General features: G+C 34.6%; 18 protein-coding genes. 4 read left to right on the forward strand and 14 right to left on the reverse strand.

The window, feature by feature from the left end; all coding sequences use genetic code 11:
- Positions 1–553: 553 nt before the first annotated feature.
- From ABVT42_RS14260 to ABVT42_RS14295, 8 genes are all read right to left on the reverse strand, one after another.
- Positions 554–1,396: a DUF4365 domain-containing protein gene (locus tag ABVT42_RS14260; RefSeq protein ID WP_353896512.1), complete on the reverse strand. Its 843-nt coding sequence runs from the start codon at positions 1,394–1,396 to the stop codon at positions 554–556.
- 712 nt (positions 1,397–2,108) lie between these two features.
- A complete protein-coding gene (locus ABVT42_RS14265; RefSeq protein ID WP_367023978.1) occupies positions 2,109–2,408 on the reverse strand; it encodes a hypothetical protein in 300 nt (99 codons plus the stop codon).
- 326 nt (positions 2,409–2,734) lie between these two features.
- On the reverse strand, positions 2,735–3,091 hold the full coding sequence (locus tag ABVT42_RS14270; RefSeq protein WP_353896511.1) for a HopJ type III effector protein: 357 nt from the start codon (positions 3,089–3,091) through the stop codon (positions 2,735–2,737).
- Between the two features lie 125 nt (positions 3,092–3,216).
- On the reverse strand, positions 3,217–4,086 hold the full coding sequence (locus tag ABVT42_RS14275) for a DNA ligase (RefSeq protein ID WP_353896510.1): 870 nt from the start codon (positions 4,084–4,086) through the stop codon (positions 3,217–3,219).
- 271 nt (positions 4,087–4,357) lie between these two features.
- The gene (locus ABVT42_RS14280) at positions 4,358–4,549 is read right to left on the reverse strand and encodes a hypothetical protein (protein WP_353896509.1); all 192 of its coding nucleotides are present in this window, start codon (positions 4,547–4,549) and stop codon (positions 4,358–4,360) included.
- Between the two features lie 99 nt (positions 4,550–4,648).
- Positions 4,649–5,383: a hypothetical protein gene (locus ABVT42_RS14285; protein ID WP_353896508.1), complete on the reverse strand. Its 735-nt coding sequence runs from the start codon at positions 5,381–5,383 to the stop codon at positions 4,649–4,651.
- A gap of 43 nt (positions 5,384–5,426) precedes the next feature.
- Positions 5,427–6,125, reverse strand: a complete 699-nt coding sequence (locus ABVT42_RS14290) for a hypothetical protein (RefSeq protein ID WP_353896507.1) — start codon at positions 6,123–6,125, stop codon at positions 5,427–5,429.
- A gap of 457 nt (positions 6,126–6,582) precedes the next feature.
- Positions 6,583–7,923 carry a DEAD/DEAH box helicase gene (locus ABVT42_RS14295; RefSeq protein WP_353896506.1) on the reverse strand — a complete coding sequence of 447 codons (1,341 nt, stop codon included), beginning with the start codon at positions 7,921–7,923 and terminating at the stop codon, positions 6,583–6,585.
- Positions 7,924–8,429: 506 nt separating this feature from the next.
- On the opposite strand from ABVT42_RS14295, the gene ABVT42_RS14300 reads away from it, so the two are divergent.
- Both ABVT42_RS14300 and ABVT42_RS14305 read left to right on the forward strand, forming a co-directional pair.
- Positions 8,430–8,924: a HutD/Ves family protein gene (locus tag ABVT42_RS14300; protein ID WP_353896514.1), complete on the forward strand. Its 495-nt coding sequence runs from the start codon at positions 8,430–8,432 to the stop codon at positions 8,922–8,924.
- Between the two features lie 209 nt (positions 8,925–9,133).
- Complete coding sequence (locus tag ABVT42_RS14305; protein ID WP_353896505.1) at positions 9,134–10,018, forward strand: TolB family protein; 885 nt, start codon at positions 9,134–9,136, stop codon at positions 10,016–10,018.
- Positions 10,019–10,133: 115 nt separating this feature from the next.
- Here the strand turns inward: ABVT42_RS14305 and ABVT42_RS14310 are convergent, their stop codons facing one another.
- The 6 genes from ABVT42_RS14310 to ABVT42_RS14335 form a co-directional block, all read right to left on the reverse strand.
- The gene (locus tag ABVT42_RS14310; RefSeq protein ID WP_353896504.1) at positions 10,134–10,496 is read right to left on the reverse strand and encodes an energy transducer TonB; all 363 of its coding nucleotides are present in this window, start codon (positions 10,494–10,496) and stop codon (positions 10,134–10,136) included.
- Positions 10,497–10,542: 46 nt separating this feature from the next.
- Positions 10,543–10,878 (reverse strand): zinc ribbon domain-containing protein YjdM, encoded by a 336-nt coding sequence (locus tag ABVT42_RS14315; protein ID WP_353896503.1) that lies wholly within the window; start codon positions 10,876–10,878, stop codon positions 10,543–10,545.
- 239 nt (positions 10,879–11,117) lie between these two features.
- Complete coding sequence (locus ABVT42_RS14320) at positions 11,118–11,642, reverse strand: hypothetical protein (protein WP_353896502.1); 525 nt, start codon at positions 11,640–11,642, stop codon at positions 11,118–11,120.
- 287 nt (positions 11,643–11,929) lie between these two features.
- Positions 11,930–12,262: a hypothetical protein gene (locus ABVT42_RS14325; RefSeq protein WP_353896501.1), complete on the reverse strand. Its 333-nt coding sequence runs from the start codon at positions 12,260–12,262 to the stop codon at positions 11,930–11,932.
- A 228-nt stretch (positions 12,263–12,490) separates the two neighbouring features.
- Complete coding sequence (locus tag ABVT42_RS14330) at positions 12,491–12,871, reverse strand: hypothetical protein (protein WP_353896500.1); 381 nt, start codon at positions 12,869–12,871, stop codon at positions 12,491–12,493.
- Positions 12,872–12,892: 21 nt separating this feature from the next.
- Complete coding sequence (locus ABVT42_RS14335) at positions 12,893–13,435, reverse strand: NUDIX hydrolase (RefSeq protein ID WP_353896499.1); 543 nt, start codon at positions 13,433–13,435, stop codon at positions 12,893–12,895.
- Positions 13,436–14,451: 1,016 nt separating this feature from the next.
- Here ABVT42_RS14335 and ABVT42_RS14340 point away from each other — a divergent pair.
- Complete coding sequence (locus ABVT42_RS14340) at positions 14,452–16,650, forward strand: M4 family metallopeptidase (RefSeq protein WP_353896498.1); 2,199 nt, start codon at positions 14,452–14,454, stop codon at positions 16,648–16,650.
- A gap of 142 nt (positions 16,651–16,792) precedes the next feature.
- Complete coding sequence (locus ABVT42_RS14345; RefSeq protein ID WP_353896497.1) at positions 16,793–17,185, forward strand: VOC family protein; 393 nt, start codon at positions 16,793–16,795, stop codon at positions 17,183–17,185.
- The last annotated feature ends 245 nt before the right edge of the window (positions 17,186–17,430 follow it).

Consider the following 17,430-nt stretch of genomic DNA (forward strand, 5'->3'; position numbering starts at 1 on the left):
ACTAAACCTGTTACTTTGATTCATTTTCATACGGGAAAAAAGCTTTTTTATATATACATATACCTAACTTCAAAAAATATTATTTTAAGCTGAGGATGTCCTTTCCTAGTTTCTTTCCTAGTTGCTCTTTCCTAGTTGCTTTCCTAGTTGATCTCTCCGGTTAATCCCAAAGATAGGCTCTCTCGTGTACCAGCATGATTAAAAGTTTTGGATTCAATTGCAGATTAAACCACGGTAGGTGGTGTAATCTCCGACGGCGTTAGGATGGCTGATGATGAAAATTAATTAGACCCACGAGCATAGACTGAAGACAAGCACCACGACGAAATAAGTAAGGTAGGTTAATCGCTTGGCGATAAAATCCACGGATACCAGCATGAGAACCGTCGAAAGTTACTGGCTTTAATCTGTGATTGAATTCATCCAACATTTAGATAGTGGCACTTTGAAAAAATAGGGTGGGGATTTGTACGTTTTAATTGACAAAGGGAGTCATACCAACGCCTAGCTCACCAGAAAAATATGAGCGCAGCGAGTATTTTGTCCGGTGAAGCTACTTGTTAGAATTTTTTTCATTTTCTATTTCAGTTCTTTGGTTTACCAGTTGAACCATTAAGCAAGAGCAGCAATCCAAGAAAAATTTCGGCATACCAACGTCATGTCCACTTTTCTCTCTTAGAGCATCAAGTATCAATAACATACAAGCGCCATAGGTTCCTTTTTCTAATATTGTCATATCTTCAGAACTTTCAAACTCGCAATCCTCAATTAGCTTCATCTTGAGAGGTAATTGAGCTGAATATGCATAATCACTCAGGTGAGGCTCTTTTCCATTCATCAGTCCAAGTCTTGTTAGGAATTCTAGGCAAAAAAGTCTAAATTGAGGAAGATCTTCCCAAGAAGTATCCTCGAAATCATTTGGTTGTGTAATTTTCACAATTCTTTCGTAATGGCGAATTCTTGCTTGCCACATAAGTTGAGATATTGCGTCATCATCTAGAACTTGTGAGCAATTAAGCGCAACATCCCTTGATCGATCTAATGGCAAATCCCAATAAGTTACTTCATCTTCAGGTATACAATACTTATAAATCCCATCTTTCTTATTGAATCTGACCAAGATAGTGAAATCACTTCCCAGCACCCAATTTCTAACGGTGAGTACATCCTCGTAAATAGTCCAGTCAGATTTATAGAGATCATCCTTTTCGGATGTTTTGGCTTGTACGTAAATTTTAAATGGCTCAATTACCCCATCATCTTCACCAAAGATAAAAAAGTCCTCACCATAATCCGGGTCGATGCTGCTGGTGGCAAAGCCGAGATCTTCAATCTTAGATCTTAAGGCGAGTTCGCCACTGCTTCCTATCTTGTGCTGAGTTGTTCTAAAAGCCATTACTTTCTCAATTCTAACGCCAAGTTGAGGCGCGCGTTTTTATCGCGTCGATTTCAACCGACTGGTTACACATTTTCTAATCGCTTGTATTGATATATTTATCTAAGAACTCGTACATTCTCGGTCGAAGCTCCCTGTCATTGCCATTCTTATATTGAGGGTAGTAGGGTGTGGTATTTAAATCGATTTGAGTTTTTCGTGCGCGAGTCATGATGAATATCCGTATCTAATTGAATCCCAAACACTAATCTATCGAAATAGTGATTGTTTGCCTAGTCATTTGTTATTTGTCTTATTATATTTGTCTATCTCATTATATTTTATATATGATAGTTTCCTGATTAAGAATATCAAAATTATGTATTATATTTCTGAAATATTTTTATTAAAATCTCACTAACTTAGTTATTAGTATATAACCATTGTAGTTATTAAATATCAACTTATGGTTTTTAATATTCTATAACAACTTGTTCACAGAAATAATATTTTTTCTTTCTTAAAAATAACACAACCTGAAATTTCTAACTTTGACTCAATCAGTTGAAAATCAATATCTGATAACACTAGTATTATATTGCCATAAGCTCTATCACGGATAACACTATTCTTTTTATCTATTAATTTACCATATAGTTCAAGTTTGATCTAAATAGTTTTTAAGTGGTAACAGATGCTATTAATTACTGAATTATCTGATACTGCCATAGCTTTACTTACCCTCTATATCACACCAGCACTTCCGACATACCACCGCATTACATTCTTTTGACAATACAATAAACTGGGGTAATTCAAAAATTTGCTTTAGCTCTTCTAAATCGATAGTGAAGTTAATTTTTAATGTGAGGGCACAACCTCTGTCAGAAATTAATTTTTGATTTTTATCAAAGTCAGGTAAATCTTTCGTTAAATAATCTAGTATGGGAGTAAGGTGACTACATACTCTATATTCAAGATTAGTGTCGAAAAATTCAGAACCTATAATTTTAATTTTGTTACTATTCACCATGCCTAAACTCTAAACAAAAATCTGGACTACAAATCTGAACACCCCATACTTAAAAACTCATCCTCTCAAACTCTTACTAGACAAACAAGCCTCACTTCGGTAAGTTAGCTCCCAGGATAAAATATAAATAATAAGAGTATTAACCATGAGTCACACTTGTAAAACACAAATTGGCTTAGAACAAATACTCTAATACTACGGTATCACTCGCTGTGTTCAATGCACCTTTTTTTGTGGTGAAGATAAATTCTCCGCTAAAAATCATGTGCAATGATGTGAACTTTCTCCAATAAAATGGAGATATTTCTAAAAGCTTAACAAAAACATTATTCAATTAGAGTCTTTAAGGTTAGTGCATTTTTTTCGAATTGAATACCTTTCCATCCTGATTGCATGAAGTTACGTATATTTTGGTGATCAGTGGCTTCCGGATTGTTTAATACATCTTCACGATAATAATGACCAAAACATGCAAGCGTTTGTTTTTCATTTAAGTTATTGAGAGAAGCAAAGGCAAATATTTTACAGGAACCTTCATTAGTTCCAGCAATATTCTCCAAACCATTATTAATAAATGTGCTTGGTTCGTATAAATAGTACTCATCAATACATTGAATGACTTCGCTAAACTCGATTATTTTTGGTTGAACAATAATTTTTTCAATTAATTTTTGGGGTTTCATGATAACTCTAGTATCTTTATTTTTTAAGCAATTGACTAAGAATAACTAGTTTTTCTATTCAAATCTATTATTTATTAACAATTTGGAAGTGTTTTCAAACTTTAGTTTAATTTAAATCGACTTTATTATTGCCCTGTAATTTTTTGTCGAAGGTAAGTTGCAAAACGAGGTATATTTTTCTTGGTTTTTCCTCGATAGCGGTAGGTAATTACACTATTAATTGGTGGTGGATTATACCTTTCATGCAAGCTAAAACCACTACCAATTTTAAATTTAACCCCCTCTTGATTAATAACTTCTATTGCGCCTAAGAGATTTTTATATTTACCCTTACCAGAAATATGCCTAATGACCGTAGCTTCTGCATCATTAAAGGGTTTCAATTTTTGCAGATCATTACTGCGCGATGCTTGATAAATAGAATCTTTTTTATGAAGCATCAACCCTTCACCACCCTTTGCCACTACAGTACTAAGCCGATCATCTAGTTCACTTTTAGTTTGAATTGAAAATTGCTTAACCAGTGACAAGTAAGGACTATGATGATTTTTTACTAAACTCTTAAGGTTAATGTAACGCTGTTCAAAAGGTAGTAAGCTTTGTGGCAAATCAAATACTTGATATGTGACTTTTTTCCAGCGCAGTTCATCAACTATCTTTTGGCGTACAAGCCCTGATATTGCATCAAACTGCCCTCGCCCCAACCATAACTCACCATCCATTGCTTGCCTCGGAAATCTTTCGGTAAACCAAGGTGGACAATTAATTAAATGGCCACCACGAGTAATAAAATTCGTACCATTCCAAAAAGCACGTACACCATCAAGTTTTTCACTTACAAAAAATTGATCAAGTTGGGTTGTTGCTTGATAGCTTTTGGCAAGTAGTAAAGGAGGAATACTATTTTGTTCTATCGGTAAATTAGCATGAAGGTTAGTCCAGCCTACTGGTAATAAATAGCAAGTAATTCCAAAAGTTAAGGTTAATTTTGACATATTGATACTCTATGTTCTTCCGTGAAAAAAGAGAGTTTACAAGCTTAACGGATCATTCTCTATTAGAAATAGCCGCTTTATCCTGTCAGAAATAGCTGAAAAATCCTAATTCAATGAAACTAACCATTTCTGCTTCGTATATTCTATATTGTTTGATTTTTAAAATTTTATAAGAAGTAGATACCTCCGTTTTTACCATTCGCCCTATTTATTTCTTGGAAGCAAAAAGTAGTAACTTAGGTTTAAAAAGCAATAGTAGTTTAACAAGAAATTAAAGCATAAAAACCTGTTGTGACAACACATCAATGCATTCATTAGAAGCCTTAAGCAAATAACTTTTAAGTAGTGCTGCATGATTAGTTAATAATTCGTCTTTAGTCGGAGGATTTTCATCATCCCCTTGTACTGAACTACACATAGTTTCCAATATCATCTTTTGCGAGGCGGTACTAATCACGCGCATTCTTGCACTATATGTCACCCTATAATACGACCAAATTGAAAATTATGGTAGTAGTTCTTTTGTTTGATATGGAGCATTAAATTATGCTGGTTTTATTTGCTATTCTATTAAAAGTAAACTATAAAAATTCTGTACCAATACTAGTTTCATATTAATTCTAGAATATCTTTTAGCTAAAGCTTCCAGTTTTTCAGGCTCGGTCATTAACACCTCTGCATAAGTGTTAAAATCATTTTCCAAATTAGTTTTTCCATACTCAGATAAAAATCCATTTTCATAATTTTGTGTAGAATAATGATTAACATCACCTTTTGCTACCTGAGCTAATACTTCCTTATCAGACTCCAAGTATTTAAAGTTTTCTGGGTTTGCATTTTTCCAAGTACTTTTATCAAAAGCCAAATAATGGAAAAATAGTGAACTTAATTCATGATGAAATAGTTCCGCAATGTATTTATCGCTATATCCTTGCTCAACAGAACCGACCGTCAAATAAAGCGAATCACCAATAGCAGTTCCACCGTATTCCACTTGATAAAAACTTAATTTGTCAGCTAAATAAATGTTTTTAAGCACTTGCTTGATTGGCTTTGTCGCATATAGATTAATTTCTTTCTCAATCAAGTCAATTGCTCGGCAAAGATTGACAGGATTAATCGGCACAATCTTTCCTTTAGCATTGCTATTCAAATAAATTTTTGGCAACACATTATTGCTAAACTGACTATGAATATTTATCTCATACCTTTTAGAAATTTCATCGATAATCGGCAGAGTATCTTCAACTGAAGAGCATAAGACTGACTCTGAAGGCTTTTTTAAATTGGTCTGCAATAAGGCACTGCCAAGTAGCAGTAGCCCTAACGCAATAATACTTTTAGAGTTGTTCAGGAGTGAGACCATGACTTTCCACGTGAATAGGCGTTCCACCATTAACGGGCTTAAATAACATAACACCACCCGCAAACATTGCCGCTGCTGCCGCAAAACTGGGCACATCATCAGCAACACCAACGCCTAAAGTTACCACATCTTCTGCGATTGTTGCCACAATTAATAAGCCAGCACCAGCAATGAGCAAACTTCCCCAAAGATAATCACAACCATCTCTCTGTGGAACAGGTTTAGCAGAAGGAGCAGGTACCGGAACAGGCTGTGGTTTAGCCGTTGGGGGTCTGGGGGTAATCTCAATTGCAAATGCTAGATTCCCTGTTACATAGTGAAAATCACCAAGTTTACCTTTTATTTCAGGTGCCTCAATATTACCTTTTAATACGGGCAAACCGGTTTTGGACGAAACGCCGGCGGCCACAGTAGTTTTAGGTGAATAAGGTACATTTGAATGGGTTGTAATGCCCATTTCAAGAGTTATTTCGTTAGTTTTCGCGTTATACCCTGACTGTGAATTCGTTACAAGTTTACCAAGAGCTACATCAGCTTCTCTTTTAGCTGTGATCTCAAATCCTGTTTTTGTTAAGGTAGCAAAATCGACTGGCTTTGCTGATTGCAATGTGATTGCACCTTTAAGTTTAATGGTGGCAATATGAGTCGGTGAGGTGATAGTAATTGACGGCAATTTATTTAACTCATATTCAAACGGTACATTGCGCGCTTTATTTTTGGCTACTTTCTTCCCGCCGGATACAGGCCGAGGTTTTGCACTCGGAGTAGGCTTAACAACTCGGTTATTACCACCAATATTGGTGCGTTGTTGAGGGAAGAAAAAAGTATTTTAATTGATACCTTTCATTTTTCATTTGATGAGCAAGAGCTGGGGTGGTATTCACTTGTATAAGATAAGTAAAACTGTTGAAACATATTGATACGGTTCAGTTGCATTTCTTAGTTATTCTGCTTATATACAAGGAGGCAAACAATTTGCGCTTTATTTTAAAAATACTGCTTTAAAGAAAATAAATCACTTCCTGAGTATATTTGTAAAACTTAGCGCTATTTTAATGGTCAAAATATATCAATGTAATAAATTCTGTGTAACTACCCAGTGTCAAAAATAATCGAGTTATTACCTATAATTATGCTTTCGGTTTTTGAACCACAGCTTGATTAGGCTGTTTACTTTTCGGTTTAGGTTTTCTTTTTGCAATGTTGTTTTTTCTCTTTTGTGGAGAAGGCTTTTTATTATTTTTCGATTCTAGTTCTTTAATCTTTGCTTTAGCAATTTTTTTCTTATGCGGTTTTTTTTTCTTTTGAACTGCTTTTAAATGGGTTTCTGGGACCGCATTTGTCGGTTCGAAGCCATCAACAACGATTCGCTTTAACTTTTCTCCAATCAGGTTTTCTATAGATTGTAAACTATCTACTTCATCAGCGCTGACCAAAGATATCGCTTGGCCTACTGCACCTGCTCGTCCAGTTCTTCCAATCCGGTGAACATAATCCTCGGCAACATTGGGTAAATCCAAATTGACTACTTGGGGTAATTGTTCAATATCCAGTCCTCGAGCGGCAATATCTGTAGCAACCAGCGCTTGAATCTTTCCGGCTTTAAATTCGGCTAATACTCGAGTTCTTGCTCCTTGACTTTTATTCCCGTGAATAACATCAGCATTAACGCCACTTTTTTGTAAATCATAACCAACTTTATTGGCTCCTCTTTTAGTGCGGGTAAATATTAGCACTTGTTGCCAACGGTTATGACCAATTAAGTAGCTCAGTAAAGCTGACTTACCTTTTTTATCAACAGGGTGTACCCATTGTTTAACGGATTTTGCGGTAGTGTTGGCCGGTGATACTGCTACTGAGATAGGGTTATTTAAGAGTTTATTGCAAAGCGCTTTAATTTCTTCAGAAAATGTTGCTGAAAATAATAAATTTTGTCGTTCTTTAGGAAGTTTATTAAGAATCCTTTTTATGTCTGGAAGAAATCCCATATCCAGCATGCGGTCAGCTTCATCCAATACCAGAAATTTTAAGTTATCAAAACGTACTGCATTATTCTGCATAAGGTCTAACAAGCGACCAGGTGTGGCAACTAAAATATCAACACCTTTTCTCAGTCGTATCAGTTGAGGGTTTATTTTTACACCACCGAAAACAGCAAAATGAGTTAATGGTAGGTGGCTACTGTAAACCCTAACACTTTCATTCACTTGTGCTGCTAACTCTCGTGTCGGAGTCAAAATTAAAGCGCTTACCTGATTAGATTCAGCTTTTTTGCCATCTGCCAATAGTTGCAAAAGTGGCAAGGTAAACCCTGCCGTTTTACCCGTACCTGTTTGTGCCGCCGCCATAACATCTTTACCTGCTAAAATAAGCGGAATCACCTTGTTTTGAATAGGTGAAGGCGTGCGATAGCCCGATTCTTCTATCGATTTTAATATTGGTGGAATGAGCTTGAGTTCGTTAAATGACATCTATTTGAATAACTGCGTGACTTAAATTGGTGTATATTTTAGCGGCTTTTGTAAGGAATGACTCTTATTTTATCAATATAGAAAGAATAATAGACCAAATATCTTTTAATTGCTTTTCAGACACCAATAATAAAGCGCCCAAAGAGGCGAATACAGGTTAATGTTACTTTGACTGCTACATTGCCAATCAGTAGACATTACGGGGTCTTAACGTATTTAAATAATAGGCGGCTGCACTTGTTTATCACTAGGATATCTGAAAACGGCTGGTTTAAAAACTGTTACATAAATTTCAATTTTAATAGCTAGCGTGTTGCTGATTGCCAGTCGTATCAGTAGAATAACAAGTTAGGTTACTTATTCATCGAGGCCATTCACAAGTGCGCATTCTTTCTTCTCTCGATTATATTATTATGCCTTGGAAAAACGGAGGTGGAGAAACCTGTCAACTTGCCGTGTCGGACCAATGTAATGTTGACGACCAGTTACCTTAATGGCGATTATCTATTGCTACTGTGACTCAAGATGGGCCTTTTTCGTTATTTGAACATTATCAACGTTGCATTATGCTACTTGAGGGTACTGGAATGCGATTACGGTTTAATCAGCAGGAATGGATTACTGTAAATACACCGCTACAGAGACAACTTTTTTCTGGCCAATGGCAGACAGACTGCAAATTGGTTAATGGAACAATTAGAGACTTTAATTTAATGGTCGATCAACGAGTTGCCGACTTTAAGGTTGATGTATTTACTCTTAATAATCAAAACTTATCATGGCCAGAGTTTTTTACTAGCGAAGATCACTTACAATACATCGACTTGGCTTATGTTATATCTGGTGAGTGTGAACTCGAATATAAAACACCAACTGGTGAAAGCAAAATGAAAAAGCTTTCTGCTGAACACACGTTAGTTAATAAAATTTTTCAACTGAAGTCGGTTCAGAGCTTTGATAGTAATACAAAAATATTTATTGCTCGAATTTTAATTAAATAAATGAATTACTCAACCATTTGGTCTTGGCGATGCTCATCGTTGTTATCAAAAAAATTATCTTCGTTACACAAAAAATTACGTTTAATAGTGCAGGCAATGTCGTTAAATAGGTTAAATTGAGAATATTTCTACTCAGTTTCCTATTCAGTTTGCAATAAAATATGAATGACTTAGTTAAACAATCTAACAGTCTTAAATAGGGAGTAGTTATGAAACATACTGGTATCTTAGTTATTTTAGTGTTGTCTATATTTTTGATAAGTAATAATAGTTATTGTAAAGGGGAACTGTCCGCTTCTAAAGGTCCCTACCTTGGTCAAATGTTACCTGGTTCTATCCCCGAAATTTTTGCCCCCAATATTGTGAATACAAAAGCTAATCGTGAGGTTGAGGGTATGTTTGGGGCAGATATGAATACCTTTTATTTTATCCGAAGACCTCTTGGTAAAAAATCTAAAGAAAATGCCCTGACTGTATTTCAATATAAAGATAAGCAATGGCAAGAATCGATTGTTAAGCGAGATGTTAGTGAACCATCTGTTTCTCCTGATGGAAAAACTATCTATTTTAAAAATAAATATATAGAATTTACCGAAACAGGCTGGTCTGACTTAAAAAGCTTGGGTGTACCTTTTAACGATATTGATATTATGCGGCTTTCAGCCTCTACTAATGGTACTTTATATTTTGATACTTTTACCAAGAAACTAGATATCCCATTACGGTACTCTCGATTAATCGATGGTAAATACGAACAACCTAAGTCACTTGGCTCGCAGTTTGCTATTGGACATTATAATGCTCATCCCTTTATTGCACCCGATGAATCTTATATTATTTGGGATAGTCGAAGAGAAGGCGGTTATGGATCATCAGATCTCTATATTAGTTTTCGTCAGGCTGATGGTTCATGGGGACCAGCTTTCAATATGGGTGATAAGATAAATACGGCTAGTGCAGAAAATTATCCGAGTGTATCGCCCGATGGAAAAGTTCTCTTTTTTGATCGACGAGGGAAAACACCTAATGGTGAAGCGACTGTTGATATTTACTGGGTAAATACACAGGTGATAAAGAAACTTAAGTCAAAATAATAGCAGACTTATTTTCACGTAGTTAACTGGGGCATATGGCTAATGTCATCATGCATTTGAAATTTAGCCGAGAAAAGCAACAAAAAAATTGTAATCTACTCTAGCCCCAATCTTTTTATTCACCTATTTTAAACTCAAGTGTATAGACCATGTCGGTTTGCTTAACCGGATGACCATTTTTTACAGCCGGCTTAAAAGTCCATCTGCTTATTGCATAAGTCGCCGCAGCATCGAACATACCTTCTGGTACCGATTCAACAATTCTAAGATTCTCAACAGCACCAGCTGGTGATACATCAAATAAAAATCGAACGTAACCACTAATACTGTTGATAGCTGCTTGCATTGGAAAACGAGGTTCTACAACTTTTAATGGAATGGCCTCTTTTGAAATCAGTCGTTTGCTTTTAGTTAAATCAGTATGTGGCGTTGCACATGATGATAATATTACTACAAATATAATAATTAAAAGCTTCATCTTGTTCCTTACTATTAATAGCGTTAACATAGAAAAAATGCTTTTTCTAAGCTTTTTTTACAAAAGCTGCTGTGAGCATCATTTCACCTGCACCATCTAATTTGCAGTCGAGCTGGTGATCTTTGCCATCAACGATTCGCTTGATTAATGCTTTTGTGCCAATTTTTAAAACAAGTGAACTGCCTTTCACTTTTAAGTCTTTTATCAGGGTTACTCGGTCGCCCTCTGACAGTAAAGTGCCATTTGCATCTTTTACATTAATGGCTTCTTCTTGGGCAATCTCATCGGGATTCCACTCAAAAGCACATTCGGGACAAACCAGGTTAGACTGGTCTTGATACACATATTCAGACTGGCATTTGGGGCAAGGAGGTAATGACATAAGCACTCTATTTTGCAATTTGTAATGTGGCGTATAATAAAGCACTCGAGCTTAATTTGCGAGAATTGTGGTATTTTTTAGTCTTTTACCGATATTTGCGAATGATTTATATTGTGTTCGATACCAGAAGATTTGAAAGTAATTTAGGTATTTGCCGCTTTGGTGGGCAAAATATTATTTCAAGTATATGATGAAGCATTCCCCTAAAATCTTTCGAATAATTAAATTGATTAAATTAGCTAATCTTTGTATTCGACTTTTGTATCACATGCATCTGCAATACTCGCAGCAATCTCCTTAATATACGAACTATCACTACTCTCAGCGATAAAAAATTTTTTCATACCAGAGTAAATAATAGTTAACATGTAACTATCACTATCTTCACTGTTATATATTCGTCGAATCTGTATATTTTCTACTTGATGATAATGGCAGACTTCCTTTCCATTGTGGTAAATTTTTTTTCTTGTAGAGTTGAATGTATATTCGTTGCCAGAAATTATTGTATTAACGTTTAACAATATTCGTTTTGCAAAAAATAGTGGAGCTATGAAAAAAACAATTAGCATCTTTTGCTCACTGACTTTAGTGATGATATCTTGCTTAATTGTATTAAAAGAAGAAAAATCGTCAATTAATGCGGTGTACCAAAAACCAAAAAAAGTAGTATAAAAGCATAGCTCTAAAACTGCCTTTATCTTTGAACGAGTAAGTATCAATTCTAATCGGTTTCTTTTTTTTATACTAATATGGTTAAACATAAATTTACGTATTTTTCTGTTCGAACATAACATTAGGCCCAAAGTGGAGCTATAAACCTAAAGTGGAGCTATAAACCTAAAGTGGAGCTATAAAGAAGTAGAATCTTTGTCCATCCTGCATTATGGCTAAATGTAAAAAAATCATTGCTAGCAAGACAATGTTATTGTCTTATTTGATTTTTGTCACTTTTAATTCTAAAGTCGATTGTGATTAAATGCTAACTACTTTAGTGTATTCAAACATAATATGTTATAAAAAAATGTGTCAGTAAAGAAAACGTCTCAATTTAATTTTCTCTAGGAAAATACAAGTAAGTTACCTCACAAGTCCCATTTTGATTACCATTGTAACCAACTCGAATTGCCTTATCGGCCATCTTAGCTGCCAACAACATACTGACCCATTGATTGCCGTAATCAGTGTTGGTTAAAAAAGTGAAATCCCAGCCATTTGTTGGATTGCATCCTGGTTTATTATCGCTATTACCTTGCTTTAGATTTAGTTGCGCAGTATGTTGGTTGTTAACATAAAATTCTTGAACATTTCCTAAAAACTCGGCTGCATTAACCGTATTGATACTCACATATGCGATTAGAATATAGAAGCACTTCTTAAACATATTTTTTCCTAATTAATATAGTGTTTTTTTAATATGAGAAAGTATTTTAGCTGAATTAATGTATTAATGCTTCTTATTATTCACTACTATTTTTTCATATATCTTTGCTTTGATAATATACTTGTTCGAGCTTTTTGAGTTCATAAGAGATCGGATCTGTCGTTGCTAAGCATTCAAATATTTCAACTGGGTTTACTAAACCTATGAAGTTTTCTTTTCTATAGAACTCTAAAATTTTAATAAAATACTGGATTGATAATACATATTTACCGAGTCTACCTTTAAATAATCTGTTAGAGCTTTTGAGTACTCTTTTTTATCGTGAAAACAATGAGCAGAATATAAGCGAACAATATAATAATTACTGTCTTGTTCTAAGGCATCAAGAAAACAGCCATGGACTTTTTCTAATTCATGATTATTTTTTGATGTCTTGTAGTAAACTAAGCCTAAAATATGTAAATCTTCAATTAGAGATTTTATCTCATATTCTAATAATGATTTTTGTTTGTTTTTCGCGATTTCAAAATGGTTAAATTTTTTGTAAAGTAACTGTTTATAGTGGGGTATTGTATTTTTGATAAAAGATTTTGTTAATTTTATAATCAAAGTAAGTCTGTTAAAACAGACTTACTGAAATAATGGGTAAAGTGATTCAATGATTTTAATTTTATGCTCATCACCTTCTTTAAAGCGTAAAATAGAACCGCCCCAAACAATGTCGGGATGATCAACTACTTGATTGATCAAAATATTGATATACGGAAATGTGATTAGTTTTACCGCATCTTTAACTGCCAGCCAACGAACTTCTTCAATAATTTCTGGCTTTTTAACTAACTTTCCATCGCTATTGACCGAGAAAAAATGTCTCAGTGAAAGACTATTGTCATGTTGATTTTTAACAGTAAAAATTTCGCGTAATACCGGTTGAGAAATCGTTAAGCCGTATTCCGCTGCGAGGTGCTGCATACCTTCATTGATAAGTTGCGTATTATCTTGATACCAGCTGGGTGTTATCCAAAAATCGGTATCTTTAATTTTAACCACCATAAGCTCACTTTTACTATTAAAAATTAGCAGTCGATGAAAGGTACTGATTTTTTCTGCACTTTGTGATGGTAGTGGGAATAAAAAAATGCCAATAATCAATATCAATAGCTTGCCATTCATAAAACCTCTTTTTGAGAATGTTAATGTTTAAATTTATTCGAAATTAAATTGAGTTATTCAATTTAAGTTATCTTTATATTGTGCTCATAAAGCGTTGCCAAATTATTTGAAATGCTATTATGGTTTCAATATGTATTGTTAAATAAGCGTTAATGCGACAAAAATTTGCTGATAAAATGAGTATAAATTAAAAATTAAAAGACTAAAAATTAAAAAAAGTTAGAAAATAAGTTGGGCTGAGTAGTTAGGTGCTCATATTTTTGATTGGTAGTTCACTTACCGATCGAATAGTTGGTGGGAACGAATAGTTAAATTTACAATGGTTAAGAATTAGCTTGATTTAATGCTATTTAAGGTGTTTTTTAAATAACAAAATAATTGAGTGGATGAGTAGTTGGAAAATAGAATTGCTTGAAAGTTAAAGCAACTTTCTTGGCGAGATAAAATGAATTATAGGTTTAGTTTTATATTTACTGCTAATGTTTATTTTTTAAAAAACGTAACTAATAAAACTTAATTTTGTGACAATTTCACAGTTAATTTTGTGCATGAGAAAAATAATCAAAGTATGTGATTTTTTAACGCTGAATAATTTTATTTTTAAAATTATCTAATCTATATAAATTTAAAAAAAGACCACTGACACTAAAATTTTAATTGATTGTTCTATCTAGTTAATAAAAATTTAAGGTAATGATTTGGTTAAATAAATTCGTTATTTCCATTTTGAATTTGACAAAACAAGATAGTTTTAATGAACTCGTTCTTTTGTGATTGTGTTATCAGTTTTATTTTTATCATCGTCTATGATTTCTCTCGCATTGAATTGATATGTTGAAACGTATTTATCAAAAATCGAAAACATATTTACGAAATGTTGCTTAAGCATTAAGAGTACTCGCTAAATAAAAAATATTTTTTCTGAAAAAACAACAGGGCAATATTTAGGACGACAGGTGTTCTAAGTATTTTTAAAAACTCAAAACAAAATATACTAATATTGGGAAATTACAATTATGATAAGCAAACGTAAATTTGCACTCAGTACCCTCACCCTCGCTCTGCTAGGTGCAACTCAAGTAAATGCTGCAGAAAGACAGTATTTACAAGCAAAAACTCAACAGCTAACCACTGTTGCTGCCAGTCAATCATTAACAAGCAATAGTCAGGTAAGTCAACTGGTTGGTTTAACTACGAATGAATCATTAGAAGTTGTTAAGGTTTATCAAGAAGCTAATGGTGATAAAACGATTCGTTATCAACAAACTTATAAAAACATTCCTGTTCTTGGTGATCATGTGATTATTACGCAACGCGCTGATAGTTCATTCAAACATGCACATGGCGCTGTCGTTTCTAACATTGCGGCTGATTTAAGCAATGTAACTGCAACAATTTCACAATCACAAGCCATTAAATTAGCTAAGCAAAAAAGCTTTCCATCACACGCTGTGGTCAATAACGTCAATGTCAGTTACGAGAATGAAAATGCTATTTTGGCAATTCAATTAGTTGAAGGTAAAGCTAAACTGGTTTATCAAGTTAGCTATGTACAACATGCCGATGAGCCTTCTCGTCCGATCTCAATTATCGATGCACAAACTGGTGAACTGTTAAGCAGCTACGATAATTTGCAAACTGCTGAAGTTGGTACAGGCCCTGGCGGAAATCAAAAAACGGGTCGTTATGAATATGGTGTTGACTTTGGCAAATTGGACGTTGCGCAAAGTGGAAATACTTGTACCATGAATAATACCAACGTTAAAACTGTTAATTTAAATCATGGTAGTAGTGGTTCGACTGCTTATAGTTTTACTTGCCCAGAAAATACACACAAAGAAATTAACGGTGCTTATTCACCATTAAATGATGCACACTTTTTTGGTGGTGTTGTTTTCAATATGTTTAACGATTGGTTAAACACGGCTCCGCTAACTTTTCAATTAACCATGCGCGTTCATTACAGAAGCAACTATGAGAATGCTTTCTGGGATGGCTCTGCTATGACATTTGGTGATGGATATAATACTTTTTATCCTTTAGTTAGCCTTGATGTTTCTGCACACGAAGTTAGCCACGGATTTACTGAGCAAAATTCTGGTCTGGTTTATCAAAATAAATCGGGTGGTTTAAACGAAGCGTTTTCTGATATGTCAGGTGAAGCCGCTGAGTTTTATAACAAAGGATCGAATGACTGGTTAGTCGGTGCTGATATCTTTAAAGGTAACGGTGCACTTCGTTATATGAATGATCCAACCAAAGATGGTAGATCAATTGGTCATCAATCGGATTACTCTTCAGGAATGGATGTTCACTATAGCTCTGGTGTTTATAACAAAGCCTTCTACCTGTTAGCGACTACGACTGGGTGGGATACCAAAAAAGCTTTCTTGGTTTATGCCAAAGCAAACCAAAAATATTGGACTGCTAATACTGATTGGGATCAAGCTGGTAATGGTGTTTTAGATGCGGCTTGTGATTTAGGTTATGACTTAGATGCGGTTCAGTCTTCACTGCAAGCGGTTGGTGTTAATTCAAGTGCCAGCTCTGAAGGTTGTGGTACACCACCGCCACCGCCATTTGTATTACAAAATGGTGTACCCGAATCTAATTTATCAGCAAATACTGGTGGTGAAATTCGTTACACAATGGATGTTCCTCAAGGTGCAACCAATATCAAATTTGAAACAAGTGGTGGTACAGGTGATGCTGATCTCTATGTTAAGTTTGGTTCTGAGCCTACCGATACCGATTACGATTGTCGTCCTTATAAAAGTGGAAACAGCGAAACTTGTACCGGTACAAGTACGGGCGGTAAATACTATGTACGCTTAAAAGCTTACTCTTCGTTCTCTAATGTTACTTTAGTGGGGAGCTATTCTGAAGACGGAACAGGCACTGATCCAATTGACAGAACTGAAACCGTTTCTGTTGCACGTAACAACTGGCAACGTTTTACTCAAGTATTACCAGCTGGTTATTCAGATTTGACTGTTTCTATTTCAGGTGGAACAGGCGATGCTGATTTATATGTGACTAAAGGTGCACAATCAACTTTAACACAATATGATTGCCGTCCTTACAAAAATGGAAATGTTGAAAACTGTAGTTTCCAAAATCCAGCAGCTGATACTTGGTATATCGATATTTATGGATACAGTGCAGCATCGAACGTTACTTTGAATATTAAAGCAACTCCTGCAGTTGCTAACTAATCATTCACTGAGTAATTTGGACAGAGCCTTACTGGCTCTGTCTTCTCTATTATTCATCTCATAATTATTGATCCCATAATTTCCGTGTAACATCTCAATTAATAAAATTGGCAGCACTTTTCTCTGGCGGTAGAATTGGGCAATGAAGTTAACAGAGGAAATTAAATTGTTATCACACTCAATGTTAGGCACAAATGATATTGACCGTGCCAAAAATTTTTACGAGCAAATTTTTAGTCTGATTCAAGGATCTCAATTATACCGATCTGAACGAATGGTATTTTGGGAGTTTGAACAGAGTGAAGGAAAATTTGCGATTGCCAAACCTTTTGATGATAAACCCGCAACCGCAGGTAATGGAACGATGGTTGCGCTTAAGTTAAAAAGTCCCGAATTGGTTTCACAGGTTTATGCTAAAGCCATAGAAATTGGTGCAACATGTGAAGGTGGGCCTGGAAAACGGGGCGACGGTGAATTTTTTGCGGCCTATTTTCGCGATCTTGATCAAAATAAAATTGCAATTTTTTGCCAGTAATAAATCATACTATTGCCAGTTAATCGCAATCACACTATTTATTACTTAACTCTCAGCCTGTTGGCAAAGTCTCATCATTGCGGTTGGCAGAAGTTTTACTATGGCAAACCGTTATTTTGGATTTTTACTATTTTTGAGATTGAATTTTAATCAATCTCAAATATCTCCTTAAAATTATTATTGAATTATAGTTGATTAATAAAAATACATAATTCAGTTTTTGCATCTATCTCATTGTATTATAA

Origin of the sequence: Aliikangiella maris (genome assembly GCF_040719265.1) — a bacterium.
GTDB classification, from domain to species: domain Bacteria; phylum Pseudomonadota; class Gammaproteobacteria; order Enterobacterales; family Kangiellaceae; genus Aliikangiella; species Aliikangiella maris.